This is a genomic window from Kitasatospora sp. NPDC032121 (assembly GCF_055580145.1).
Genome location: NZ_JBVILX010000010.1, coordinates 60,479 through 85,315 on the forward strand (window position 1 = coordinate 60,479; position 24,837 = coordinate 85,315).

The 24,837-nt window shown below is 72.8% G+C and carries 21 protein-coding genes and 1 tRNA gene; 9 read left to right on the top strand and 13 right to left on the bottom strand.

The genetic code is table 11. The features are described 5' to 3' along the window. Position 1: 1 nt before the first annotated feature. The 12 genes from ACZ5OX_RS23980 to ACZ5OX_RS24035 form a co-directional block, all read right to left on the bottom strand. A complete protein-coding gene (locus ACZ5OX_RS23980; protein ID WP_465632806.1) occupies positions 2-754 on the bottom strand; it encodes a 5'-methylthioadenosine/S-adenosylhomocysteine nucleosidase family protein in 753 nt (250 codons plus the stop codon). Then, a complete protein-coding gene (gene shc, locus ACZ5OX_RS23985) occupies positions 751-2,832 on the bottom strand; it encodes a squalene--hopene cyclase (RefSeq protein WP_465632808.1) in 2,082 nt (693 codons plus the stop codon). Before shc ends, ACZ5OX_RS23980 begins: the two co-directional genes overlap by 4 nt. 7 nt (positions 2,833-2,839) lie before the next feature. Continuing rightward, positions 2,840-3,928, bottom strand: a complete 1,089-nt coding sequence (locus ACZ5OX_RS23990; RefSeq protein ID WP_465632810.1) for a polyprenyl synthetase family protein — start codon at positions 3,926-3,928, stop codon at positions 2,840-2,842. A 191-nt stretch (positions 3,929-4,119) separates the two neighbouring features. Continuing rightward, the gene (gene hpnE, locus ACZ5OX_RS23995) at positions 4,120-5,553 is read right to left on the bottom strand and encodes a hydroxysqualene dehydroxylase HpnE (protein ID WP_465632811.1); all 1,434 of its coding nucleotides are present in this window, start codon (positions 5,551-5,553) and stop codon (positions 4,120-4,122) included. Between the two features lie 127 nt (positions 5,554-5,680). Continuing rightward, positions 5,681-6,538, bottom strand: coding sequence for a presqualene diphosphate synthase HpnD (gene hpnD, locus ACZ5OX_RS24000; RefSeq protein ID WP_465633119.1), 858 nt, complete (start codon positions 6,536-6,538; stop codon positions 5,681-5,683). A gap of 41 nt (positions 6,539-6,579) precedes the next feature. Beyond that, entirely contained in the window at positions 6,580-7,542 is a 963-nt protein-coding gene (hpnC, locus tag ACZ5OX_RS24005; protein ID WP_465632813.1) for a squalene synthase HpnC, read from the bottom strand. A 300-nt stretch (positions 7,543-7,842) separates the two neighbouring features. Then, positions 7,843-8,652, bottom strand: a complete 810-nt coding sequence (locus tag ACZ5OX_RS24010; RefSeq protein WP_449788752.1) for an ABC transporter ATP-binding protein — start codon at positions 8,650-8,652, stop codon at positions 7,843-7,845. Next, a complete protein-coding gene (locus ACZ5OX_RS24015) occupies positions 8,645-9,586 on the bottom strand; it encodes an ABC transporter permease (RefSeq protein WP_449788753.1) in 942 nt (313 codons plus the stop codon). The genes ACZ5OX_RS24010 and ACZ5OX_RS24015 overlap by 8 nt, the downstream gene beginning before the upstream one ends. 154 nt (positions 9,587-9,740) lie before the next feature. Then, the gene (locus ACZ5OX_RS24020; protein WP_449788879.1) at positions 9,741-10,586 is read right to left on the bottom strand and encodes a glycosyltransferase family 2 protein; all 846 of its coding nucleotides are present in this window, start codon (positions 10,584-10,586) and stop codon (positions 9,741-9,743) included. A gap of 50 nt (positions 10,587-10,636) precedes the next feature. After that, positions 10,637-11,374, bottom strand: coding sequence for a CDP-alcohol phosphatidyltransferase family protein (locus tag ACZ5OX_RS24025; RefSeq protein ID WP_392875814.1), 738 nt, complete (start codon positions 11,372-11,374; stop codon positions 10,637-10,639). Between the two features lie 91 nt (positions 11,375-11,465). Then, positions 11,466-12,527 (bottom strand): iron-containing alcohol dehydrogenase family protein, encoded by a 1,062-nt coding sequence (locus tag ACZ5OX_RS24030; protein ID WP_449788754.1) that lies wholly within the window; start codon positions 12,525-12,527, stop codon positions 11,466-11,468. Then, the gene (locus ACZ5OX_RS24035; RefSeq protein ID WP_449788755.1) at positions 12,515-13,270 is read right to left on the bottom strand and encodes a phosphocholine cytidylyltransferase family protein; all 756 of its coding nucleotides are present in this window, start codon (positions 13,268-13,270) and stop codon (positions 12,515-12,517) included. Before ACZ5OX_RS24035 ends, ACZ5OX_RS24030 begins: the two co-directional genes overlap by 13 nt. Positions 13,271-13,833: 563 nt before the next feature. Between ACZ5OX_RS24035 and idi the strand changes: the two genes are divergently transcribed. Continuing rightward, positions 13,834-14,487, top strand: a complete 654-nt coding sequence (gene idi / locus ACZ5OX_RS24040; protein ID WP_465632816.1) for an isopentenyl-diphosphate Delta-isomerase — start codon at positions 13,834-13,836, stop codon at positions 14,485-14,487. Positions 14,488-14,636: 149 nt separating this feature from the next. On the opposite strand, the gene ACZ5OX_RS24045 is transcribed toward idi, so the two are convergent. Then, a complete protein-coding gene (locus tag ACZ5OX_RS24045) occupies positions 14,637-15,155 on the bottom strand; it encodes an ATP-binding protein (protein WP_465632818.1) in 519 nt (172 codons plus the stop codon). Positions 15,156-15,576: 421 nt separating this feature from the next. On the opposite strand from ACZ5OX_RS24045, the gene ACZ5OX_RS24050 reads away from it, so the two are divergent. The 8 genes from ACZ5OX_RS24050 (at position 15,577) to ACZ5OX_RS24085 (ending at position 24,693) form a co-directional block, all read left to right on the top strand. Then, positions 15,577-15,661, top strand: a tRNA-Leu gene (locus ACZ5OX_RS24050). A 318-nt stretch (positions 15,662-15,979) separates the two neighbouring features. Continuing rightward, positions 15,980-17,626, top strand: coding sequence for an APC family permease (locus ACZ5OX_RS24055; protein WP_465632820.1), 1,647 nt, complete (start codon positions 15,980-15,982; stop codon positions 17,624-17,626). Between the two features lie 394 nt (positions 17,627-18,020). Further along, a complete protein-coding gene (locus tag ACZ5OX_RS24060) occupies positions 18,021-18,485 on the top strand; it encodes a DUF6624 domain-containing protein (RefSeq protein WP_465633120.1) in 465 nt (154 codons plus the stop codon). A 168-nt stretch (positions 18,486-18,653) separates the two neighbouring features. Continuing rightward, the gene (locus tag ACZ5OX_RS24065) at positions 18,654-20,105 is read left to right on the top strand and encodes an aldehyde dehydrogenase family protein (protein WP_465632821.1); all 1,452 of its coding nucleotides are present in this window, start codon (positions 18,654-18,656) and stop codon (positions 20,103-20,105) included. Between the two features lie 285 nt (positions 20,106-20,390). Continuing rightward, complete coding sequence (locus ACZ5OX_RS24070; RefSeq protein WP_465632823.1) at positions 20,391-20,909, top strand: Pycsar system effector family protein; 519 nt, start codon at positions 20,391-20,393, stop codon at positions 20,907-20,909. Between the two features lie 69 nt (positions 20,910-20,978). After that, positions 20,979-21,632 carry a Crp/Fnr family transcriptional regulator gene (locus ACZ5OX_RS24075; protein ID WP_465632825.1) on the top strand — a complete coding sequence of 218 codons (654 nt, stop codon included), beginning with the start codon at positions 20,979-20,981 and terminating at the stop codon, positions 21,630-21,632. A 179-nt stretch (positions 21,633-21,811) separates the two neighbouring features. Beyond that, the gene (locus tag ACZ5OX_RS24080) at positions 21,812-22,579 is read left to right on the top strand and encodes a hypothetical protein (protein ID WP_465632827.1); all 768 of its coding nucleotides are present in this window, start codon (positions 21,812-21,814) and stop codon (positions 22,577-22,579) included. An 11-nt stretch (positions 22,580-22,590) separates the two neighbouring features. Continuing rightward, the gene (locus tag ACZ5OX_RS24085) at positions 22,591-24,693 is read left to right on the top strand and encodes a hypothetical protein (protein WP_465632829.1); all 2,103 of its coding nucleotides are present in this window, start codon (positions 22,591-22,593) and stop codon (positions 24,691-24,693) included. Positions 24,694-24,837: the final 144 nt, after the last annotated feature.

Sequence of the window (24,837 nt, forward strand, 5' to 3'; positions counted from 1 at the left end):
GCTAGCTCGCCTCCTGGGGGAGCGTCGAGGATGTGGGGTGGTTCAGGTCTGTGGAGCCGTTCAGATCTGTCGAACCGTTCGAACCCGTTGAGCCGTTCGAATCTGTGGAGCAGTTCAGGCGTACGGAGCCCGGCGCGCGCTCGTGCCGGTACCAGTCGACGAGGGCGGGTACCGTCGCCCGCAGGGTCCGCCAGGCGCGCACCCCGGCCGGGAGGGTGCCGGGCCGCAGCAGTTCGTGCTCGGGCGTGTCCACCACCACCCGCAGGACGGCCGTCGGCAGCGCGGGCCGCACCTCGCACAGCGCGGCCAGGACGGCGGCGGCCTCCATGTCGACCGCGAGCGCGCCCTGGACGTGCAGCGCCCGCCGCTCGATGCCGCGCACCACGTGGTCGGCGGTGTGGTGGACCCCGGTGTGCACGGTCAGCCCGCGCTCCTTCAGCGCCCGGGTGAGCTCCGCCCCGGAGTCGAGCGGGTACAGGTGGCCCTCGGCGTCGCGCACGCCGTCGGCGGCGACCACGTCGCCGGGCAGCACGCCGGGGCCGAGCGCCGCGCCGAAGCCGGCCACCACCACGGCGCCGTAGCCGGTGGGGGCGGAGCCGAGCAGCCGCCGGACGGCCAGCCCGGCGCGGCGCCGGCCGACCCCGGTGCGCACCAGCACCGGGGGCCCGCCGGCCGCGCCCCGCCAGTCACCGCCGCGCAGGGCCCAGACCTCGGGGCCCAAGGCGCACAGCACCAGCAGGGGCGCGGTGGTCACCGCGCCGCTCCGATCGCCGGTGCCCCGTCGGCCCGGCTCGTGCCCGGGGTGCCGTGGAGGTAGCGGCCGAGCGCGGTGACCGGGAACACCAGCCGGTACAGGTGGTAGTTGATGGAGAAGTCCCACGGGAAGCCGGTACCGGTGAACTGCGGCTCGTCCCAGGTGCCCTCGGGCAGCTGGGTGCGCACCAGCCACTCCACGCCGCGCTCCACCGCCGGGTTGGCCCGCTCCCGCGGCCCCTCGCCGGCCGCGAGCAGCGCCATCAGCGCCCAGGCGGTCTGCGAGGCGGTGGAGTCGCCGCGCCCGGCCCAGCGCGCCGGGTCGTCGTAGGAGCGCATGTCCTCGCCCCAGCCGCCGTCGGTGTTCTGCCGGTCCTCCAGCCAGCGCACCGCCCGGCGGATCGCCGGGTGCTCGTCGGGGACGCCGGCAGCGACCAGCGCGGGCAGCACCGAGCCGGTGCCGTAGATGTAGTTGGTGCCCCAGCGGCCGAACCAGGAGCCGTCCGCCTCCTGGTTGCGCAGCAGCCACTCGATGCCGCGCCGGGTCCGGGGGTCGCGGGCGCGGCCGGTCTCGGCGAGCATCTCCACCACGTGCGCGGTGACGTCGGCGGACGGCGGGTCGACCACCTCGCCGAAGTCGCAGAACGGCAGCTTGTTGGGCAGCGTGCTGGTGTTGTCCACGTCGAAGGCGCCCCAGGCGCCGTTCTTGGACTGCATGCCGAGGTTCCACAGCACGCCCCGGTCCATCGCCGCGTCGACCTTGCCCTGGTCGGGGTGGGCGACCCGGCGCAGCGCGAGCACCACCTCGGCGGTGTCGTCGATGTCGGGGTAGGTGTCGTTCTCGAACTCGAAGGCCCAGCCGCCGGGGGCGAGCGCGGGCCGCTGGACGGCCCAGTCGCCGGGCTTGCGGATCTCCTCGCCGAGCATCCAGTCGACGGCGGAGACCAGCGCCGGGTGGTCGGCCGGCACCCCTGCGTCGACCAGGGCGATGGTGGCCAGGCAGGTGTCCCAGACCGGGGACTGGCAGGCCTCCAGCCAGCGCTTGCCGTCCTCGGTGTGCACGGTGAAGCGGTCGAAGGAGGAGAGCCCGGCCTTCATCACCGGGTGCTCCAGCTCGTAGCCCTCCAGGTGCAGGGCGATCAGCGAGTAGACGGCGGGCGGCTGGATGCCGCCCCAGCAGCCGTCGGCCTCCTGGCGTTCGACGATCCAGCGGCAGGCCTGCGAGACGGCCAGTCGGCGCAGCGGGCGGAAGGCCCGGCGGTGGTAGGCGTGCAGCACCTTGTCGAGGCGCTCGAAGAGGCCGTCCCAGGTGGTGGCGGGGGCGAGCGGCCGGTGGGGGTACGGGTCGTCCGGGTCGGTGTGCAGCTCGGTGAGCGCGAAGGGGGCCGGACGGACCGGGCGGTGGGAGGAGACGACGGTCAGCGGGACGATCGTCTGACGGGCCCAGCAGCCGAAGGCGTAGATGTTCAGCGGCAGCCACTTGGGCAGGAAGATGATCTCGGGCGGCATCTCGGGCAGCCGCTCCCAGGGCCACCAGCCGAACAGGGCGAGCCAGATCCGGGTGAACACCCGGGAGGCCGCGATGCCCCCGGCGGAGCGGACGTAGCGCGCGGCGGCCAGCATGTGCGGGGCGTCCGGGTCGTCGCCGGCCAGTTTGAGGGCGACGTAGGCCTCGACGGTGGTGGACAGTTCGGGCGGCCCGCCGTGGAAGGTGGACCAGGTGCCGTCCTCGCGCTGCTGGGAGCGGATCCACTCGGCGGTGGCGCGGGTCTGCTCCTCGGTGCGGATCCCCAGGAACTGGCGGAGCAGTAAGTCCTCGGCGTCCATGGTGACGTTGGTCTCCAGGTCACCCTTCCACCAGCCCTCGGACGACTGCAGGGAGAGCAGGTGGGTGGTGGCGCGGGCCAGGGCCTCCCGCGCGTCGGCCGGTCGGAGCTCCGCCTCACCGGCCGGCCGTAGCCGGTCGGTGTCCTCGGGCTGCCACCGCCCCGTACCCAGCAGGGTCGGGGGGCGGTCGCCCACCGCGACCGGCTCGGAATCGTACTCAGGGTCGAGCCGGCCGTCCGCGGTTGCTGTCAACGTAACGTCACCTCTCTCGTACCACCACGAATTCGGCGAGTGCGACGAAGTGCTCCCGCACCTCGTCGGTCATGGGCACCTCGTCCAGGGCGGCGAGGGCAGTCGTGTGCTGGCGGCGGGCCTCCTCCTGGGTCCAGGCACGGCCGCCGGCCTCCTCGATCAGCGCGGCCCGGGCGGCGAGCTCGGGCTCGCTCTCCTCTCCACGTCCCTTCGGGTCGGCCAGCTGCTCGGCGAGCCGGCGCGAGGCCGCTCCGCCCTCGGCCAGCGCGGCGGCCACCGGCAGGGACTTCTTGCGCTGGCGCAGGTCCCCCCAGTGCGGCTTGCCGGTGACCTCGGTGGCGCCCCAGATGCCGAGCAGGTCGTCCACCGCCTGGAAGGCCAGGCCCAGGTGGTGGCCGTAGCGCTGGAGCGCGTCGGAGACCTTGTCGTCGGCGCCGGCCAGGACGGCGCCGATCGCCGAGGCGGCGGCCAGCAGTGCCGCCGTCTTGCCGCCCTCCATCTCCAGGCACTCGGCGACCGTGACGCTGTCGCGCTGTTCGAAGGCGACGTCCATCGCCTGGCCGTCGATCAGCCGGCGGGTCGCCGTGGTGAGCAGCCGCACGGCCCGCGCGGCGTCGGTGGCGCTCGTGCCGCCGGTCACCACGGCGTCGAGCAGCACCTCCGTGCCGAGCGTCGCCAGGGCGTCGCCGACCAGGATCGCCTGGGCCGGCCCGAAGACCGTCCAGGCAGTGGCCCGGTGCCGTCGGGTCTCGTCACCGTCCATCAGATCATCATGCAGGAGGGAGAAGTTGTGCACCAGTTCAACCGCGACCCCGCCGGGCACCCCCACCTCGGCCGGCGCGCCCGCGGCCCGGGCGGACAGCAGCGCCAGCGCCGGGCGCACGGCCTTGCCGCCGTCCCCCGTCACCGGGGTGCCGTCGCGGTCGATCCAGCCGAAGTGGTAGGCGGCGACGGTGTCCATGGGTGCGGCCAAACGGGCGACGGCGGCCCGTAGCGGCGGGGTGCAGAGCGTACGGCTGCGGGCGAGCAGCTCCGGCACCGAGACCGGTTCGGCGTGCGCCGTGCCTCCGACGGCGAAGCCGGTGCGTGACTCCACGTGCGTTCCCTCTCCCTCGTGGTGCCGGACCGCACGGGGCGGCCGGGTGCTGTCGGTGCGGCTGGTGTCGAACCGAGTGCCAGTGCCAGTGGTACCGGGGCGGCCGTACGGGCCGTTGCCGGTGGTTGCGCCGATGCGCTCGACGGTACGCCCGTCGGTTCTGGCGGGCTCTCCGGTGTCGGGGCCCGCCGTCACCTGGGCCACCTCCCGTCGCCGCGGTCCACCGGCACCCGGGTGCCGGCCGCGGCGAGCGCGGCGTCGGCCGCGGCGTGGCCGCTGCGCACGGCCCCCTCCATGGTCGCGGGCCAGCCGGTGGCCGTCCACGAGCCGGCCAGCAGCAGGCCGGGGACGTCGGTGCGGGCGGAGGGGCGCAGTGCCCCGTTGCCCGGGGCCGGGTCGAAGGTCGCGGTGCGTTCCCGGGTGACGAAGAAGTCCAGCACCTCGGCGCGGGCCGCGGCCGGCAGCAGCCGGCCCAGCTCGGGCAGGTAGCGCCGGCGCAGCTCGGCGACCGGCAGGTCGATCTCGTCCTGCGCGGCGGACTGGGACAGCGCCAGGTACTGGGCGCCCGGGTGGGCGTGGCCCAGCGCGGTGGCGGCCAGGCCGGAGTGCGCGGTGCGGTCGAAGACCCACTGGACCGGGGAGCCGAGCGCGGCGAAGAACGGCCGGCGCAGCACCTTGCGGTCGTAGATCACGTGCACGTTGAGGATCGGCGCGGTGCCGAAGCCGGCCAGCCGCTCCTGCCCGGGGACCGCGTTCGGCGGCAGCAGCGCGGCCGCGCTGTCCTGGGCGCCGGCCAGCACGACGGTGTCGGCGGTGAGCAGTTCCCCGCCCTCCAGCCGGACGGCGTGCTGCGGGACGGCCGGCTTCAGCTCGGCCACCCGGGCCCGCAGCAGCACCCGGACGTCGGCCCGCTCCAGCTCGGCGAGCGCCCGGTCGTGGTGGATCGTGCCGAGCGGGACGGCGGCGACGCCGATGTCCGAGGCGCCCGGGTCGGAGAGCAGGCCGGTCTTGAAGACCATCCCGGCGAGCGCCAGCGACACCCGGTCGGCCCGGGCGTTCAGGGTGGCGACGCCGACCAGGTCCCACAGGGCGGCCTGGGTGGCGGCGTTCTGCCCGTTGCGGCGCAGCCACTCGCCGAAGGAGACCTCGTCCAGCGCCGGGTCGGCGAGGTCCAGGCCCCGCAGGGCGAGCGCGCCGCGGACCACCCGGGCGCGGTCGGCCGGGGACAGGTGCGGGTAGCGGGCCAGGCTGCCGGCCAGGTGCAGCGGGACGGGCAGGCCGGCCCGGCGCAGCCGGCCGAGGGTGCGCACGGGGGCGGCCGGCGGCCCGGTGACGGAGAGCACCGGGATGTCGAGGCGGTCCTGGAGGTGGACCAGCCGGGTGGCGCCGAGGCGCTCCAGCAGGCCGCGGTAGGCGGTGCAGCAGCGCAGGTAGACGTGCTGGCCGTTGTCGACGGTCAGCTCGCCGCGCCGGAAGGAGAAGGCCAGTCCGCCGAGCCGGGGCCGCGCCTCGGCGAGGGTGACCCGGTGGCCCGCCTCGGCGAGGCGCAGTGCGGTGGTGATCCCGGCCAGCCCGCCGCCGACCACGACCGCGGCCGGGCGCGCGGCATCGGCTCGCCCGGTCATCGGTCCTCCCCCTCGCAGTCGGTGGACCGCCCGCGGGCGGTCGCTGAAGCCGGTCCTCGTTCGTTCAACACAAAACTATCCGCAGGTGGATCCGCGCTGACACAGCGTGACAGAACTCTCGCGAGAATCAAGAACGCCCCCCGGCGAGCCCGGAAAGCGCCACGTACGCCTTCTCCCAGCCCGGCAGCGAGACCCGGCCGCGCAGCACGGACTCCGGATCGGCGGCGATCCGGCCGAGCAGGCGGTGGTAGATCCCGGCCATCGCGGCGGTGCAGGCGCGGCTGCGGCGGTCGAGCATCGGCAGCAGCCGCAGGCCCTCCTCGAAGGCGGCCTGGGCGCGGGCGGCCTCGAAGGCCACCAGGCCGGTGAAGTCCGCGCCGACCGGCGGCTCGGGCAGGGCGAAGCCCTGCTCGCAGCCGAACCGGACCAGGTCCTCGCTCGGCAGGTAGGTACGGCCGTTGAGGGCGTCCTCGCGCAGGTCGCGCAGGATGTTGGTGAGCTGCAGCGCCAGGCCCAGGGTGTCCGCGTGGCGCGCCCCGAGCTCGGGGTCGTCGCAGCCGTAGACGCCCAGCGAGAGCCGGCCGATCGCGCCCGCCACGCAGCGGCAGTAGACCTTCAGCTCCTCGTAGGTCTGGTACTCGGCGCCCTTGAGGTCCATCTCGACGCCGTCGATCAGCTCGTCGAAACCGCCGAGCGGGATCGGGAAGCGCCGGGCCGCGTCGGCCAGGGCGACCTTGATCGGGTCGGTGTCGTCCTCGGCGACCATCCCGGAGCGGACCTCGTCCACCAGTTCCCGGGTGCGCAGCAGCGCCTCGGCCTTGCGGTCGTCCGGAAGGTCGCCGTCGCCGATGTCGTCCACCCGGCGGGCCAGGGCGTACAGGGCCGACATGGCCAGCCGCTTGGGTTCGGGCAGCAGCCGGATGCCGTAGCTGAAGTTGCGCGCCTGCAGTCCGGTGACTGCCTCGCAGTACCGGTACGCCGCCATGACCTGGGCCGACGCCAGTGGTGATGCCGCCACGCGGGCGTTCACCTTCCCTTCGCGAAGATGGCCGCCGCCTTCGCTGCGAGGCGGCGCTTGTCCGGCCTCGCCTGCCGGGCGAGTACGTCGTACCCGGCGTCCTCGACGGCCGCCAGGGCCGCGTAGCCGCCTGCGGTGAATCCCGCGAGGAGCAGTCGAAGCCTCCCCCGAACCGTACCTACCAATGGTGCGCCGCGGTCGAGCAGGGTGCGGGCCCGCTCGACCTCGAAGGCGATCAGCTCGCGGACCGCGCCGGAGGCGCGGGGGGCGGCCAGGTCCGCCTCGGTGACGCCGAAGCGGGCCAGGTCCTCGGCGGGCAGGTAGATCCGGCCGTGGGCCAGGTCCTCGGCCACGTCCTGGATGTGTTCGACCACCTGGAGGCCGCTGCACACGGCGTCCGACAGCTCGATCCGCTCGGGGGTGGAGACGCCGGCGATGGCCAGCACGAGGCGGCCGACCGGGTCGGCGGACAGGGTGCAGTAGCCGAGCAGGTCCTCGAAGGTGGCGTAGCGGGAGGTGGTCTGGTCCACCCGGTTGGCCTCGATCAGACGGCGGAACGGCTCGGGGGTCAGGCCGTGCCGGTCGACCAGCGGGACGAGCGCGCTCAGCAGCGGGTGACGGGGGCGGTCCGTGGCGGCCGCGGAGCCGCCGGCGGTGCGCAGGGCCGCCTCGAACACCCGGTCGAGGTCCTGCTCCAGTCCGTCGAGCAGGGCGAGCCGGAAGGCGGTCTCCTGCGCGGTGGGCGGGGCGGAGTGGTCCGAAGGGGTGGCCGGGGGCGTCTGCTCGACCCCGAGCAGGCGGGCGGTGGCGGCCGGGTCGGCCAGGTCGCCGTCGCCGGCGTCGTCGACCAGGCGGGCGAAGCCGTACACCGCCATCAGGTCGTCGCGCCAGGCCGCGGGCAGGAAGAACGGGGCGACGGGGAAGTTCTCCGCGCCCGCCTTGTCGAGGGTGTCTCCCGCGGAACCGTTCACCGGCGTATCTCTGAGCTGGGCCGAAGCCGACACTGCTGTCACTCCCCCGTTCTACACCGCGTGGCAGGACCGGCCCGACTCGGACACGCGTCCGAGCGCGGGCGTCACGCAGGGCACACCGTCCCCGACACCACCAGGCTGACACGCCGGGCCGCGCGGGAGAAGACCGCCCCGCCAGGGGCACGGGGCGCTCGCGCCGCGGCGGCGGGCCGCCCGGCGCACACGAGGGCGCGCGAGGGCGCGCAGGACGAAGGGCCGGCCCCGGAGGATCCGGGACCGGCCCCTGCGGGAGTGCCGGAGCTACGGCCGCTCGCCGCGCTCGTAGCGCTGGACGACCTCCTCGGTCGGCCCGTCCATGACCAGCTCGCCGGCCTCGATCCATATCGTCCGCTCGCAGACCTCGCGGATCGAGTTGTTGTCGTGGCTGACCAGGAAGACCGTACCGGCGGACGCGCGCAGCTCGTCGATCCGCCGCTTGCTGCGCTGCTGGAAGGCCTGGTCGCCGGTGGCGAGGGCCTCGTCGATCAGCAGCACGTCGTGGGTCTTGGCGGCGGCGATCGAGAAGCGCAGCCGGGCGCCCATGCCGGAGGAGTAGGTGCGCATCGGCAGGGAGATGAAGTCGCCCTTGTCGTTGATGCCCGAGAAGTCGACGATGTCCTGGTAGCGGGCCTTCACCTGGGCCGGGGTCATGCCCATCGCCAGGCAGCCGAGGATGACGTTGCGCTCACCGGTGAGCTCGTTCATCAGCGCGGCGTTGACGCCCAGCAGCGAGGGCTGGCCGTTGGTGTAGATGCCGCCCTTCTCGGTCGGCAGCAGGCCCGCGATGGCGGCCAGCATGGTCGACTTGCCGGAGCCGTTGGAGCCGATCAGGCCGATCGCCTCGCCCTTGTAGGCGGTGAAGCTGATGCCCCTGACCGCGTGCACCTCGCGCACGCCGGAGGCGCGCTTGCGGCTGATGATGCGGCTCAGCGCCGAGGTGGCGCTGCCCTTGCCGGAGCCGGCGCCGTGCACCTTGTAGACGATGTGCACGTCGTCGACGACGACGGTGGGCTCGCGGGCCACGTCCGCGTCCGCAACGGCGGCGCTCGTGCTCAGGTCGATGTCAGCCACGGCCGTACTCCTCCTCTGCCTTCCAGAAGAAGACGTATCCGACGACGAACATGCCCACGCCCCAGGCGATGCCGTACGCCCACTGGTGCGGCGGGAGGGTCTGGTGCACCGGCTGGTGCGGGTTGTAGATGACCGGCGCGAAGGCGTGCCGCAGCAGGTCCATGTAGACCGACGCCGGGTTCGCCGACATCAGCGTCTGGATGTAGTGCGGCCAGTGGGTGATCTTGTCCTGGATGCTGAACATCACACCGGACAGGAACATCCAGGCGCGCATCACGAACGGGATGAGCTGGGAGATGTCGCTGGTCTTGGAGCCGATCCGGGCCATCACCAGGGAGATGCCGGTGTTGAAGAGCGTCTGCAGGAGAAGCGCCGGGATGATCAGCAGCCAGGTCCGGCCCGGGGTGACGCCGGCGGCGAGCACGGTGACGACCAGGACCACCATGGAGATCAGCAGCTGCTGGAGCTGGATCACGGTGAAGGCGATCGGGAGGCTGGCCCGGGGGAAGTGCAGCGCCCGGATCAGCCCGAGGCTGTCGGAGATCGCCCGGGTGCCGGTCTGCACCGCGTTCTGGGTGAACTGGAAGACGAACACGCCGATGCAGAGCCAGGCGATGTAGGTGTTGTCCGGGAAGCCCTGCTTGCCCGCCAGGATCACGCCGAAGACCAGGTAGAACACCGCGCAGTTGAGCAGCGGGGTCACCACCTGCCACAGCTGGCCGAGCTTGGCGTTGGTGTACTGGGCCACCAGGCGGGCGGTGGCGAAGGCCCAGATGAAGTGGCGCCGGGCCCAGAGCTGCTTGGAGTAGGCGAACAGGCCGGGACGGGCGCCGCTCACCTTCAGACCGTACTTGTCCGCAAGCTGCTTGGGGGTCAGGCCCGCGTCCGCCCCCCTGGGGGCCGAGAGGCTGACGGGTTCACTCACTGTCGACACATTCGTCCTTCACGCGGGATCGGTCGGGGCGGCCGGTCGGCGGGGTCCGCCGGTCTGCGCCGATGGGGATCCACTGGGGTCTCGGGAGAGCCGGCCGGTGTGGGGACACCGGCCGCAGCGATCGATCATTCGATGCATATGTCATCAGATGCGATCAGATGATCGGTGGTCGGCCCAGCCTGGTCAGTCGCCAGACGGTACGCCACCGCATGGGCCGCCGCGGACCACAGGGTTCGCGCCAGCCCGCCCGGAATCCGCCCCACCAGGCCTTCAGCGCCTCCGGGGAGGGGCGGCGGGCCAGGGTCAGCAGGAACCAGGTTCCCAGATAGAGAGGCACCAACAGGGCCGGAAGGTTCCGCCTCGCGAGCCAGACCCGGTTGCGGGCCACGTTGTGGAAGTAGCTCGCGTGACGGGCGGGCGAGGTCGTGGGATGGTGCAGCACCACGTCCGCCCGGTAGTCGATGGCCCAGCCGGCGTCCAGCGCGCGCCACGCGAGGTCGGTCTCCTCGTGGGCGTAGAAGAACTCGGCGGGCAGCTGCCCGGCCTGCTCGAACACCTTGCAGCGCACCGCGCTCGCGCCGCCCAGGAACGTCGTCACCCGGGACGAGCGCAGCGGGTCGCTGGCGCGCAGCCGGGGGACGTGGCGGCGCTGGGTGACCCCGGTGTCCGGGTCGGCGATCCGGAAGGAGACGATGCCCAGCTCCGGATCGGCGGTGAAGGCCTCGCGCAGCAGGCGGGCCGAGTCGGTGCGCGGCAGGTTCCCGTCGTCGTCCAGGAAGAGGACGGCGTCGACCTCCGCACCGTCCCGGCCGAACAGCTCGATGCCGACGTTGCGCCCGCCCGGGATGCCGAGGTTCTCCGGCAGCTCGACGCTGCGCACGCCCTCCGGCAGCGGGGGCAGCGTCACGCCCTGGCCGACCACGGCCAGCTCGACCGCCGGGCCCTCCTGGGCGCGGACGGCTTCGATCAGGGCGTTGAGCTCGGCGGGCCGGTTGCCCATGGTGATGATCACGGCGCCGAGGCGGAAGTCGTCCGCGGCCGTCCGCGCGTTCACCGGAGCCTGCTGGAGAGGACGATGCTCAGCAGGTGCAGCACGGTCTGGAGCATCGCGATCGCCGCCAGGACGACCACCGCGAGCCGGGTGAAGAGGAGTCCGCCGTGCACGGCGTCGGCGACGCCGGCGGCCAGGATGAACAGCGAGGCCTCGACCGCGCCGACCAGGCGGTGGAACTTCAGGAAGGAGGCCGCCCGGCGGGCCTTGGCGACGGAGGACGAGCGCGGCACCGAGGCGCTGTCCTCGACGGCCGTCAGGCCGCTGCGGGCCCGGGCCACGTCCACCAGGTCGGTCTCGGACTTGATCAGGATCGCGCCGAGCGCGGCCAGCGTGCCGAGGAAGGCCCACTCCCAGTGCGAGCCGGCCCCCTCGCGGTGCAGCAGGTCGGTGGCACGCAGGCCGAGACCGGTCAGCAGCGCCGCCTCGGACATGTAGTGGCCGACCCGGTCCAGGTAGACGCCGGTGAGCGAGGTCTGCCGGCGCCAGCGGGCCACCTCGCCGTCCACGCAGTCCAGCAGCAGGTAGACCTGGATCAGCAGGGCGCCCAGGACGGCGCCCGCGACGCCCGGCACGACCAACGCGGCACCGGCCAGGATGCCGGTGAACATCATCAGGTACGTCAGGCCGTTGGGCGTGATCGCCGTCATGGTGGACAGCACGCGGGTGATCCGCAGCGAGATCTTCCGCATGTACAGGCGTCCGGCCCAGTGCTCGGCGCTGCGGCGCTGGAGCATGCCCTCCGGGTGGATCACCGCGCGCAGCTCCTCGATCGAGGGCCGGCGGGTCAGGTCCACCGGAGGACGCCCGGCGCCCGCGGTGGAGGGGTCAGCTGTTGACGGCTTGGACATAGTCGGCGTACGCGTCCCTGATTGCGGAAGGGGAGAGGTCGAGGTGTTCGAGGATGGTGAAGCGCCCCGGTCGGGTGTTCGGAGCGTAGTGCACCGCTTCGGTGAACTCCGCCTCGCTGAAGCCGATCTGAGCGGCGGTCACCGGCAGTCCGTGGCTCGCCAGGCGCTCCACGATCAGACCGGTCAGCTCGCGCTCGCCCCGCAGGAAACTGGCGAAGGCGGCGCCGAGGCCGACCTGCTCGCCGTGCTGGGCGGACCGCTTGGGGTACAGCACGTCCAGGGCATGCGAGATCTCGTGGCAGGCCCCCGACGAGGGCCGGGTGCTGCCCGCGATGTTCATCGCGATGCCGGACAGTACCAGGGCCTCGGCCAGCGCCGTCAGGAGGTCCTGGTCCCGGGTGCTCCCCGGGTGCCGCAGCAGGTTCTCGCCCGCCGAGCGGGCCATCGCCACGGCCAGCCCGTCCACCGGCTCGCCGGTCACCGCGTGTGACAGCTCCCAGTCCGCGCACGCGGAGATGTTGGAGACGACGTCGCCCACGCCGGCCGCCACGAAGCGCTGCGGGGCCTGCCGGATCACGTCCAGGTCGACCACGATGCCGATCGGGCTGGGCACCCCGTAGGAGCCGCGGCCGGCGTCGTTGTCCAGGGTGGAGACCGGCGAGCAGATGCCGTCGTGGGCCAGGTTGGTGGCCACCGCGACCAGCGGCAGGCCGACCCGGGCCGCGGCGTACTTGGCGGCGTCGATGATCTTGCCGCCCCCGAGGCCGACGATCGCGTCGTAGTGCCCGCCGCGCATCGCCTCGGCCAGCCGCACCGCGCTGTCCAGGCTGCCGTCGTCCACGTTGTACCAGTCGGCGCCGGGCAGGGCCGGCTCCAGGCGGCGGCGCATGGCCGAGCCGGAGCCGTTGCTGATCGCGACCGCGATCCGGCCCGAGGCCGACAGCCGCTGGTCCGCGAGGATGCCGCCGAGCGCGTCCAGCGCGCCCGGGCGGATCTCGACGAACAGCGGCGACGGGACCAGTCGGGTCAGTACCGGCACGCGATCTCCCGCGCCTTCGCCAGGTCGTCGTGGTTGTCCACCTCGACCCAGGAGACCTCGCCGATCGGCTGCACGTCGATCCGCAGGCCGCGGTTCACCATCTCCTGGTAGCCGTCCTCGTAGTACAGCTGAGGGTCGCGCTCGTAGGTGGCGCGCAGCGCGTCGGTGAGGTCGGCGGCGGCGGACGGGTTGATCACGGTGACGCCGATGTACTCGCCGGTCGCCTCGGCCGGCTCCATCAGCTTGGTGATCCGGCGCATCCCGGAGGCCGGGTCGACGACGACCTTCATCTCCTCGTCGGCGAGCTTCTTGACCGTGTCGAGGGCGAGCAGGATGCCGGGGGCGGTGCCGGCCTCGGTCAGTCGCCGGTTGCCCTCCAGCATGGTGCGCTGGACGGAGGCCGGGTGGACGGTGTCGCCGTTGGCGAGCAGCAGGCCCTCGGCGAACAGCTCGCGGGCGCACCAGAGCGAGTACGCGTTGTTCCACTCCTCGGCCTTGTCGTTCTCGACCAGGTGGAGCTTGACGCCGTACTTGCTCTCCAGGGCGTCCTTGCGGTCGTACACCGCCTCCTTGCGGTAGCCGACGACGATCGCGGCGTCGCTCAGCCCGACCTCGGCGAAGTTGCCGAGCGTGAGGTCCAGGACGGTCCGCTCCCCGTCGACCGGCACCAGCGCCTTGGGCAGGGTGTCGGTGTACGGGCGCAGTCGGCGGCCGGCGCCGGCTGCCAGAACGAGGCCGATCATGCGGGTCTCCTGATCCGTCGTGCTGTGCCCGGAAGGCCGTGCCGGAAGGCGGCGCCATTGGTCCTCGAGCCGGTGTTCGACCGGGCCGGGCGGCGGCGCGCCGGTGCCGGCACAGATCCGGGCACCGTGTCGTATGTGATGGTAGGCGACCAGGGCGACCGGCCAGAACGCGCCCGCGGGCCCGGACCGCAGGCCGGACGGCCCGCAGGAGGGCGGGCGGGGCGACGGACGGAGCGGTGGCGGGGCGGCCGCGGGACCGCTGCGCCCCGCCCGGGGCGCGCCGCGGGACGCCGCGGAGCGGTCGAACGGACTCCGAACGAACATAGAACGGTTCTGCGAATTCCTGACCCTTACAGAGACGTCCCGGGCCCTTCTCCGGCCGGTTTCCGACGCCTCCAGGTCATGATCCGTCCGGTTGTGCGTGGTACCCCTGCCGAGTGCCACCCATACGGCAGACTGGACCCCGACGTCGGCGCCGGTGCCCAAGCTGTGTCCGCCGCACACCACCCGGTGCGTCGGAGACGCCCGATGCTCCCGTTGCTCCCGCTCCCGAAAGAGGCCCCATGCCCCAGAGTCTGCCGACCGACCCGACGCACTTCGCCGCCGACATCGACACCGGTCTCGACGTGGAGACCGATGTGACGGTCGACGCCCGGGCCACCGGCTCCGCCCAGGCCGGCGCCGAGATCCTGCTGGAACTGGTCGACGACGAGGGCGTCACCATCGGCACCGGCGAGAAGCTCTGGGCCCACCAGCAGCCGGGCCGGCTGCACCGGGCCTTCTCGGTCTTCCTGTTCGACCGCCAGGGCCGGCTGCTGCTCCAGCGCCGGGCACTGGGCAAGTACCACTCCCCCGGCGTCTGGTCGAACACCTGCTGCGGCCACCCGTACCCGGACGAGCCGCCGTTCGTCGCCGCCGCCCGGCGCACCGCCGAGGAACTGGGCGTCGCACCGGCGCTGCTGTGCGAGGCGGGCACCGTCCGCTACGACCTGCCGGACGAGGCGTCCGGGCTGATCGAGCGGGAGTGGAACCACCTGTTCGTGGGACTGGTCACCGCTCCGGTCGAGCCGGCCCCGGAGGAGGTGGACGACGTCGCCTTCGTCACCGCGCAGGAACTGCGGGAGCTGCGGGCGGAGCGGCCGTTCTCGGTCTGGTTCGAGACGGTCTTCGAGGCCGCGCTGCCGGGTATCCGGGAGATCGCCGGGCGGGACTGGTAGTCGTCCGGTAGCCGTCCGGCGGTTGGGGCCGCTCCGGTCGGCGGCCCGGCCCCCGCGGTGGACGGCCCGGCCGCTCCGGTCGGCGGCCCGGCCCCCGCGGTGGACGGCCCGGCCGCTCCCGTCGGCGGCCTGGTCCGCCGTCCGGCCGGTCAGTGTCCGGGCTCCGGGGGGACGGGCAGCGAGGCCCAGATGACCTTGCCGCCCTCCCCCGTGTGTTCGACGTCGCACACCCCGCCGGCCTGCAGGGTGACGCTCTTCACCAGCAGCAGGCCGCGCCCGCCGGTGCTTCCGGTGTCGTTCTCCAGCGCCTTCGGCCGGTACGGATCGCCGTCCTCGACCGACACGCGCACCCAGGCCCGGTGCACCGACAGCTCGGTGACCACCTCGGGCGACAGCTCGGCGGCGTGCGTCACCGCGTTGCTCACCAGCTCCGAGACGATCAGCAGCAGGTCGTCCACCAGCTCCTGGTAGCGCACCCCGTTCAGGCCCTGCGCCAGCAGGCGGTCGCGCACCGCGTGCCGGGTCACCGGCACCGAGGCCTCGGTGGCGGGCGCAGGGAAGCGCCACACGCCCTCGGCGAGGCCCGCGGAGGCCCGGGTCCCGCCGGAGCCCTCCGCCCGCCCACCGCGTCTCGGTTCGGCCTTCGCCGTTCCGCTGATCTGCTCCACGTCCAGCCGCCCTTCGTCCGCGACCCGGGAATCAGGCGATCCGCTTCATGGCGCCCTCGGTCCACAGAGGCTAGGAGAGCCGCCGCCACGGCCGTGGCACCGTCGACAAGTTGCCCGTGTCGGATCGGTTCCGGCCTCAACCGACCGCGGACGGGACGGGAGTCGACCGGTTCCTTCGCGGACACCACCGGTTCGATCCGGATTCGAGCGTGTTGGCCGGGCGTACCAACCTGTGCGGGCGCCGTGCGGGGCGGGCGGTGGCGGGGCAGGCGGTGGCGCGGTGTCGCGGCCCCGGTTGCCCCCACCGGGGCGTCCGGCGGGGTGGTCCGGAGGAAGCGCTGGTGAGAAGCACTCCAGAACCCTGGTAATGTTCTCTTTGTCGCCGAGGGGGCGAGGAAAAAGTCCCCGAAGCACACACCCGGTCCGGGTGGCGGAATGGCAGACGCGCTAGCTTGAGGTGCTAGTGCCCTTTATCGGGCGTGGGGGTTCAAGTCCCCCCTCGGACACAGCCGAAATTCCCCGTGGAAGCCGAGAGGCTCCACGGGGAATTTCGTTTTTCCGGCCCGCCCCATTTCGTCGGGCCGGCCTGATCATCATTCCCGGCCACCGCCGCCCCCTTCCGGGCGTTGTGGCGTCCGTCTCCTCGCCGGTCCACACCGGCCCGGGAAGCCGGACACGAGATGGCAACAATCGGACGGTCTGAGCTTCCTCTGAGGTTTTCGCCCGTTTTCGGACATAGGCTGCTCTCCGTTTGCCGAAATAACGGCTCAAAATCGCAAAAACACGACACCACCCGATGAACCACGAGCGAGAGGACCGATACGTTGAGTGAGCCCGAATCGTCGACGGCATCACACCAGAACTACCGCCGATCGCTCGGCACGATCAGCCTGACCGCGGTCGGGCTGGGATCGATCATCGGATCCGGCTGGTTGTTCGGTGCCGAGCGGGCCGCCAAGCTCGCCGGACCCGCCTCGATCCTCGCCTGGGTGATCGGCGCCGCGGTGGCGCTGACCATCGCGCTCACCTACAGCGAGCTGGGCTCGATGTTCCCCAAGGCCGGCGGCATGGTCCGGTACGGCCAGTACTCGCACGGCTCGCTGGCCGGCTACCTGGCCGCCTGGGCCAACTGGATCGCCATCGTCTCGGTCATCCCGGGTGAGGCCACCGCCTCCGTCCAGTACATGAGCTCCTGGGACTTCGGCTGGGCGAAGGGGTTGTACGACGGCAAGGAGTTGACCCTCAGCGGCGTGGCACTCGCCAGCGTGCTGCTGCTCGTCTACTTCGCCCTCAACTGGTTCGCGATCACGCTGTTCGCCAAGACCAACACCGCGATCACCGTCTTCAAGGTCGTCGTGCCGACGCTGACCGCCGGCGCGCTGCTCTTCGCGCACTTCGACACCTCGCACTTCACCGACCACGGCGGCTTCGCGCCGAACGGCTGGAGCGCGGTGTTCACCGCCGTCGCGGTCTCCGGCATCGTCTGGGCCTTCAACGGCTTCCAGTCCCCGCTCAACATGGCCGGCGAGGCCCGCAACCCCGGCAAGTCGCTGCCGAAGGCCGTCATCGGCTCGATCCTGATCGCCCTGGTGATCTACGTCGCGCTGCAGATCGCCTTCCTCGGCGCCATCCCGGGCGGCGACCTGGCGAACGGCTGGAGCAACCTCGCCTACACCTCGCCGCTGGCCGACCTGGCCATCGCCTGGGGCCTCAACTGGCTGGCGATCACGCTGTACGCGGACGCCTTCATCTCGCCCTCCGGCACCGGCATGATCTACGCCGCCACCACCTCGCGCATGATCCACGGCGTGCAGGAGAACGGCCACCTGCCGAAGATCTTCGGCCGGGTCGACGCCAAGACCGGCATCCCGCGCCCGGCGCTGGTGCTCAACCTGGTGGTCGCCTTCATGTTCCTCGCCGTCTTCCGCGGCTGGGGCTCGCTGGCCGAGATCGTCTCGGTGGCCACCGTGATCTCGTACATCACCGGCCCGGTCGCCGTGATGGCGCTGCGCCGCCTGGCCCCCGACCTGCCCCGGCCGGTGCGGCTGCGCGCCATGCCGGTGATCGCCCCGGTCGCGATGGTGTTCGGCTCCCTGGTGCTCTACTGGGCCCGCTGGCCGCTCACCGGCAAGGTCATCCTGCTGATGGCCGCCGGTCTGCCGATCTGGGCCTGGTACGAGCTGCGCAAGCCGTTCGCCGAGCTGAAGCCGCACCTGAAGGCGGGCGCCTGGATGGTCGCGTACCTGTTCGTGATGGCCGGCGTCTCCTGGGCGGGCAGCGCCGACTTCGGCGGGCACGGCTACCTGCCGGAGGGCTGGGACCTGCTGATCGTCGCCGCGATCGGGCTGGCGTTCTACCGCTGGGGCGTCGCCAGCGCCTGGGCCAACCCCTCGCTGGCCGCGGTCCGCGAGGAGATCGCGCAGGCCGAGGGCGCCGCTCCGGTCGACGCCGCGGAGGCCTCGCGGGTCTGAGACGGAAACGGGCGGGCGCACGAACGCGCCGGCTCACGGTGAAGGGCCGGTCGGATTCGTCCGACCGGCCCTTCGGCGTCCCTGGGGAGGGTGCGCGGTGTGCTCCGTTCCCGGTGTGGATCCATTCTGCCGCGGGCGGCACCCCCGGGTCACCGTCTTCGGGGATGATCTTCGTCGCGACGTCCGCGCCTAGCGTGGTGGCGGGCGGCCCTCGGTGGGAGGGCCCGGGCCGGAGGAGCGGATCGGCATGGCGGACGTACGGCGGCGGGACGGCGAGGCGGGGGCGGCTCCGGGCGGGGAGCCTGTCGAGGGGGCAGGCGCGGGGGCCGTCGAGGGGGCAGGCGCGAGGGCCGTCGAGGGAGCGGCCGGGCGGCTGGCCGCGGAGCTGACCGGGATGATGGCCGAGGACGGCGCGGCCGCCCGGTTCGCGAACAGCCCCGACCTGGCCGAGCAGGCGGCGTGGCGGCGGCTCACCGTCCGGCACGGGGACCGGCTCGCGGAGATCATGGCGGCGCACGGCTGGCCGACCGAGCAGTCCGTCGGCCCCGAGGCCGCCCGGGCGGCCTGGCTGGTGGCGCAGCACGCGGACCGGCAGCTCGACGTCCAGCGGCGGGCGGCGGCGCTGATGGGCGAGGCCGTCGCCCGGGGCGAGGCGAGCGCCCGCGACCTGGCCTTCCTCCAGGACCGGCTGGCGGTCAACGAGGGGCGGGAGCAACGCTACGGAACGCAGATCGGCGCGGTGGCGGAGGGCCGCCCGGTGCCGTGGCCGTGCGAGGAGCCGGAGCGGCTGGACGAGCGGCGGGCGGAGGTGGGTATCGAGCCGTTCGACGAGTACACCGCACGGTTCGCTCCGAGGTAACCGTCCGGTTCGCTCCGAGGTAATTCGCCCCGAGGTAACCGTTCGGTCCGCTCGGAGGTAACCGTCCGGTCCGCCGATCCGGATTGACTCTTGCGCGCGGCCGCCCGCGCCGCATTGACTGACCTCCGACTAGCGCTGCTAGTTAAGGCGGGTCGAGTGGATGAGCTGATGAGGGGACGATCGGTGCGGCAGGACGCGGAGTATCCGGAGCACGGCGACCAGTACATCGACGGCGAGTGGCGGCCCTCCGGGGACACCGGGTCGATCACCGTGCTGAACCCGGCGACCGAGCAGGTGCTGGCCACGGTGCCGGCCGGCGGCGCGATCGACGTCGACGCGGCGGTGACGGCGGCCCGGCGGGCGGCCCGCGGCTGGGGCGCGACCACCCGCGAGGAGCGGCTGGCGCTGCTGACCCGGCTGCGGGACGGGATCGCCGCCGCGCAGGGCGAGATCACCGAGACGGTCGTCGCCGAGCTCGGCTCGCCGGTCGGCTTCACCGGCGCCGTGCACGCAGGGCTGCCGCTCGCCGTGGCGACCTCCTACCTGTCACTGCTCGCCGAGCACCCCTTCGAGGAGCGGATCGGCAACTCGGTGGTGCACGCCGAGCCGGCCGGGGTGGTCGCGGCGATCACGCCGTGGAACTACCCGCTGCACCAGATCGTGGCCAAGGCCGTCCCGGCGCTGGCGGCCGGCTGCCCGGTGGTCCTCAAGCCGGCCGAGGACACCCCACTGGTGGCCCGGCTGTTCGCCCGGCTGGTGCACGAGGCCGGGTTCCCGGCGGGCGCCTTCAACCTGGTGACCGGCACCGGCGCGGTGGCGGGCGCGGCGCTCGTCGGGCACCGGGAGGTGGACCTGGTCTCGTTCACCGGCTCCACCGCCGTCGGCCGGCAGGTCGCCGAGACGGCCGGCCGGGGGCTGAAGCGGGTCTCCCTGGAGCTGGGCGGCAAGTCGGCCAACGTGGTGCTGCCCGGTGCCGACCTGGCCCGCGCTGTCAAGGCGAACGTCGCCAACGTCTTCGCCAACTCGGGCCAGACCTGCAGCGCGCTGACCCGGCTGCTGGTCCACCGGGACCAGTACGAGGAGGCGGTCGCCCGGGCCGCGGAGGTCGCCGCCCAGTACCGGCCGGGCGACCCGACCGACCCGCAGACCCGGATCGGCCCGCTGGTCAACGCCAGGCAGCTGGCCAGGGTTCGCGGCTACATCGACGGCGCGCTGGCCGAGGGCGCCCGGCTGGTCGTCGGCGGCTCGGAGCCGGTCGCCGACCTGCCCGCGGGCTACTACGTCCACCCGACGGTGCTCGCCGACGTGACCCCGGAGATGACGGTGGCCCAGGAGGAGGTCTTCGGCCCCGTCCTGGCGATCATGCGCTACCGCGACGAGGACCACGCCGCCGAACTCGCCAACGGCACCCCGTACGGCCTGTCCGGGGGCGTCTGGGCCCGCGACACCGACACCGCCGCCGTCTTCGCCCGCCGCCTCGACTCCGGCCAGGTCGACCTCAACGGCGGCCGCTTCAACCCGCTCGCGCCCTTCGGCGGCTACAAGAGCTCGGGCCTCGGCCGGGAGCTGGGCCGCCACGGGCTGGAGGAGTTCCTCCAGTACAAGTCCCTGCAGTACTAGCGGGACTGGCGGCCTTCGGCGAACAGATGACGGCGGACAGATGACAGATTTTGAAATCTGTCATCTGTCCGCCGTTCGCCGTTCGTCGTTCGCTGTTCGTCGTTCGCTGTTCTCTGTTCGCCGTCAGCTGTGCGTCTCCGTCCGTCCGCCGCGCACCGACGGGCCCTTCCCGGCCTGGGAGGTGACCCACGTCTCGGCGGATCGGCCCTCCACTGGGCAGTACGGAACGCGGATCGCGCGGACACTGGGGCCACCGAGACCCGTCAACCGAGGGAAGGCCCCGTCATGCGAGCGATCCGCCACCTTGCCACCGGTCCGACCGGCCCTCAGGCCCCGGGCCGGCTGGCGTCGTCCACCCAGGAGGTCCTGGCAGAGCTGCAACGGAGCGACGCCAAGGCCACCGGCATCGGAGCCGCGGCCGTCGGAGGCATCACCATGGCGACCGCGCTGAGCAGCACGCTGCCTCCGCTCTCCCCGCTGGCCAAGGCGATGCTCCTGGGCGTCATCACCCTCCTGGTCGGCTCGCTCGCCCTGTCGCTGGCGGCCGCCAGGCCCCAGCTCCGCCACGACGGCCACCGTGCCCTGTCCTATCTGGAATTCGCCCGTTTGACGCCGGAACAGTTGGTCGAGTCATTCTCGGAGCGGAGTTCCGGGGATCTCGCGACGGCGCACGCGCAGCGTTTGGTGGAGCTTTCCCGGCTGGTCCTGCGGAAGTACCGCCTCCTTCGGCGTGCGGTCGATCTGCTGTCCTGCGGGCTGGTGTTGGGCACACTGGCCGCGGTTCTGGTTCTTGCGGCACACTGAGCGGATCACAGTGTCCGGCCGGCGAACCGGCAGTCCGCCGACCGCGGACCCGGCCACCGGAGGCGCCACGTGCAGGAGTCACACCGAGAGTTCCTGAGTGACGAGAAGTGGGCGCTCCTCCAGCAGTTGGCGCCGGTGCGCCACCGCGCGTCCCGCGCCACCCTGCTGCGGCAGGACGAACCGGCCACCTGCGTCATGCTCCTGGAGACCGGCAGTGTGATGGTGACCGCCGACGGCCCGCTCGGCAGTGAGCAGTTGCTCGCGGTCCGCGGCGACGGCGAACTCCTCGGCGAGATGTCGGTGTTGGCGGAGGGCGTGCGCAGCGCGACCGTACGGACCCTCGAACCCTGCCGGGTTCGCGTGGTCCCGGCCGTGGACTTCACGGACTTCGTCGAATCGCACGGCCTGCTGCGACCGTTGCTCAGGCACTCCTACAGCCGGCTCCGCGAGGCCGACCAGACCAGGCTGGAACTCGCGACCGGATCCGTGGCACTCCGGCTGTCCGGTCTCCTCATGCGGCTCTCCGGCCCGGCGACCTCCGACGGCCCGTCCCGGATCCGGCTGCCGCAGGAGGACCTCGCCAGGCTCATCGGCGCTTCGCGCAACGCCGTCGGCAAGGTCTTGGTGGAGTGGAGCCGGCACGGCTGGCTGACCACGGCTCCGGGCGGCGGTGTGACGGTGACCGACTTGCCGGCGCTGCGCGCGCACGCCGCGGAACGGTAGGGCCGCGGACGTCGGCCGCGCAGTGGCGCAGCTCACTTCCGTCCTGCCATCCGTTGGGCAGCACCGACCGCCCGCTCGGAGGCATGATCGCTGCCGAGCGCGCGGACCCCGGCCCCGCACTCGCAGTCGCACCCGCACTCGCACCCGCACCCGCACCCGCACCAGGAGGACAGACAGACATGCTCCCCGCCCCCGTCGACTGGGACGACCTCCCGCCCGACCTCGCCATCCTCGTGGTCGACATCGTCGGCTACAGCAAGGTGCCGGAGACCGCGATGCCCGGCCTTCGGGCCGCACTGGACGCCGCCGTCGCCGAGACCTTCACCCGCATCGGCCTGGCCGCTCTCTGGGCCGACGAACGCCGGGGCAGCGATACGGGGGACGGCTGGATCAGGATCGTGCCCGCCGAGAAGGTCGTGCGGCTGGTCGACCCGGGCATCGCGCTCCTGGAGGACGCGTTGCACCGCCACGACCGGGAGCGACGCGCCCACGAGCCGGTCCTGCGGACCCGGCTGAGCGTCCACCTCGGCCCGCTCTCCCCCGATCACCGGGGCGATGCCGTCAACGACGCGTGCCGTCTGGTGGACAGTGACGAGGTCCGTGCCGCGGCCGGGGTGGCCGCGGAACACGACTCGTTCGTCGCGGCGATCGTCTCGGACGAGGTCCACCGGCGGGCCGTCGCCGCCGGTCGCACCCGCACGCTGTCCGAGCGGGACTTCCTGGACGTCTCGGCGGCCGTGCCGAAGAAGCGGTTCCAGCGCGCCGCGTGGGTCCACGTACCGCGGCTCGCACCCGCGACGGTCAAGGCGGCCCTCGGCCGGGAGGAGCCTGCCCTGGAGCCCGCACCGAGCCCCACGGCCGGTCCGCAGCTCACCTTCAACGGCAACGTCGGCACAGCCGTCGGATCAGTCGAGACCCTGAACGTGGGGGGCGTCAACTTCGCATGACCATGGACGACTTGGAGCGGATTCAGGCCTTCCTGCCCGCGCCGGTCCGCACCGCCCCGGCCGGTACCACCAGGAAACCCGTCACGCCGGAGCGCGCTGCGCCCTCGTTGACGTTCATGGCGGACGTCGGGATCGCCGTCGGCCAGGTCGACAGGATGTACCAGGAGATCCGTCAGGACTTCCTCGAGGCCAGGACGCTGGACCGCACCAAGCTGCTCGAATCCCGGACCTTCGCCCTCCCGTCCACCTGGAACACCGTCCGAACGCAGCTGGTCGACGCGCTGGCGGACCCCGGGGTGCGGGTGATCATCGTGGTGGCCCCGCGCGGCTACGGCTCGACCACCTTCGTCCACCACCTGCTTGCGAGCCACGCGCCGGACGACATGGAACTCGTCGAGCTCGAACCGGACGGGCCGCGCCCGAGGGTCTCGAGGATCCGCCGGGATCCCGGACGGGCCTACCAGTTGGACCTCAAGGACCCGCAGACCGACCGACCGTCGACGACGTTCCTCGACGACGTCGCCGGAAGCGTCCCGATGCTGCGGCAGGCCCGCTCGCTCTGGGTCCTCAACATCGCGGCGGATCTGTGGACCGAACAGCGGACCTGGCCCGTCGCGCACGGGGTCCGGGTGGTCGAGCTCCGCTCCCCGCCGGAGCCGTACGCCGTCGCGGCGCGCCATCTGACGGCGGCCGGCATGTCCTGGCTCGTGCCGTACCTCCGGTCGGACACCGCCCGGGTCCATCTGTCGTCCCTGCGCAACGCGGTGGAGGCGGTGCGCGCGGCCGGCGCCGTGGCCGAGCAGTGGCTGGAGTTCAAGCGCGACCACCCGGAGGAGGCCGGCTGGATCGAGGAGGGACTCGGTCGGCCCGGTGAGGCGGGCGACGACGCGTGCCATCCCGAACTCCGCACGAGCGTCGAGAACGCCCTCGGCGACTGGCGCACCGAGTTGGACGGCGTCTTCGCACACGGCGGCGACAGCGGTGGTGCGCTGTCCCTGCCCGACCGCTGCCTGTTGCTCTCCCTCGCCCTCCACCGGGTCGCGCCGGCCGCCAGGATCTCGCGGGACGCCCGCGCCTTGGAGGAGTTGATCGCCAAGAAGGACCGGACGCACGCTCCGACGAACCTCGGTCAGGTCTTCGCCGGGCGCGGACTGCGGCAGCGGCTCACCGCGCTGCACGCGACGGTGAGTTCCCAGGACATCGTCTCGCTCAGTCGTCCTGGCTACGGCCAGGCCGTCCTCACCTACGTCTGGGACAACTACGAGGACATGCGGTCCGTCCTGCTGGAGTGGCTGATCGCGACCGCCCCGACCGAGCGGGGCGAGGCGGACAAGAGCGTCACAGCCCTGACCACGCTGGCCGCCCGGCACCGGGCGCCAACGGTTCTGACCGAGATCCGCGACACCGCCCACGAGTCCGGGCGGTCGGACATGTGCGCGGCCGTCATGGCACGCGTGCTCGAGGACGCGGGGATGGAGCGGGCCGCGTGGGCCCGGCTCTACGACTGGGCCGACGACCGCCGCCACGGGACGCAGTCCGTGGTGGTCGACGTGGCGGAGCACGTCCTGAGCGCCGAGGACCCCGGGGGTAGGGGGCACCGCAAGGCGATGACGCGGCTGCGCCGGGTCGCCTCGACTTCGAGGGACCAGTCCCTCCTCGGCAGTGTCCTGGCCATCTTCCGTCGTCTCGGCCACCGGGAGGAGGGACGGAACCTGCTGCTCTCCGAGGTGCTGCGCTGGCGCGAGAAGAAGGCCGCCCGATCCGGGAAGATCGCCATGCTGGCGCTGATGGGGCAGTTCGACGGCCCGTGGCCCTGGCTGCTCGGTACGGCCAACGAGAAGGCTCGTACCGAGATCGACGAAGGCCTGCGGGACCTCCTGGCGGACCCGCAGTTCGAGCCCCGGGCGGTCACCGCCATCTGCGCGTGGTTCGAGGCCGCGGCGACCGACACCGAGGCGTACGCCGCCGTCCGGGACCGGGTCGTGCCCGCGCTGGGCGGGCACTCGTCGCGGGACGCCGGAATCGACTTCTTCCGCCAGGTCGACCGACTGGCCCTGCCCGACGGCACCCAGGTCGGCGATGACGTCTGGGCCTCGTTGGTCCGGCTGCGGTGACCTGAGGCCCGCTGACGGCCGGCAGCTGACGGCTCACGGCTCACGGCTGACGGCTGACGGCTGACGGCCTTCAAGCGACGACTTTCAGCGAACAGATGACAGATGACAGATTTCGAAATCTGTCATCTGTTCGCTGTCGGCTGT

Bases quoted from the DNA above. Each gene is read 5' to 3' on its own strand.
- ACZ5OX_RS24065 (WP_465632821.1), top strand. From the start codon at position 18,654: ATGAGGGGACGATCGGTGCGGCAGGACGCGGAGTATCCGGAGCACGGC.
- ACZ5OX_RS24070 (WP_465632823.1), top strand. From the start codon at position 20,391: ATGCGAGCGATCCGCCACCTTGCCACCGGTCCGACCGGCCCTCAGGCC.
- ACZ5OX_RS24025 (WP_392875814.1), bottom strand. From the start codon at position 11,374: ATGCTCCAGCGCCGCAGCGCCGAGCACTGGGCCGGACGCCTGTACATG.
- ACZ5OX_RS24080 (WP_465632827.1), top strand. From the start codon at position 21,812: ATGCTCCCCGCCCCCGTCGACTGGGACGACCTCCCGCCCGACCTCGCC.
- ACZ5OX_RS24035 (WP_449788755.1), bottom strand. From the start codon at position 13,270: ATGATCGGCCTCGTTCTGGCAGCCGGCGCCGGCCGCCGACTGCGCCCG.
- hpnD (WP_465633119.1), bottom strand. From the start codon at position 6,538: ATGGCGGCGTACCGGTACTGCGAGGCAGTCACCGGACTGCAGGCGCGC.
- hpnE (WP_465632811.1), bottom strand. From the start codon at position 5,553: ATGACCGGGCGAGCCGATGCCGCGCGCCCGGCCGCGGTCGTGGTCGGC.
- ACZ5OX_RS24020 (WP_449788879.1), bottom strand. From the start codon at position 10,586: ATGGGCAACCGGCCCGCCGAGCTCAACGCCCTGATCGAAGCCGTCCGC.
- idi (WP_465632816.1), top strand. From the start codon at position 13,834: ATGCCCCAGAGTCTGCCGACCGACCCGACGCACTTCGCCGCCGACATC.
- ACZ5OX_RS24060 (WP_465633120.1), top strand. From the start codon at position 18,021: ATGATGGCCGAGGACGGCGCGGCCGCCCGGTTCGCGAACAGCCCCGAC.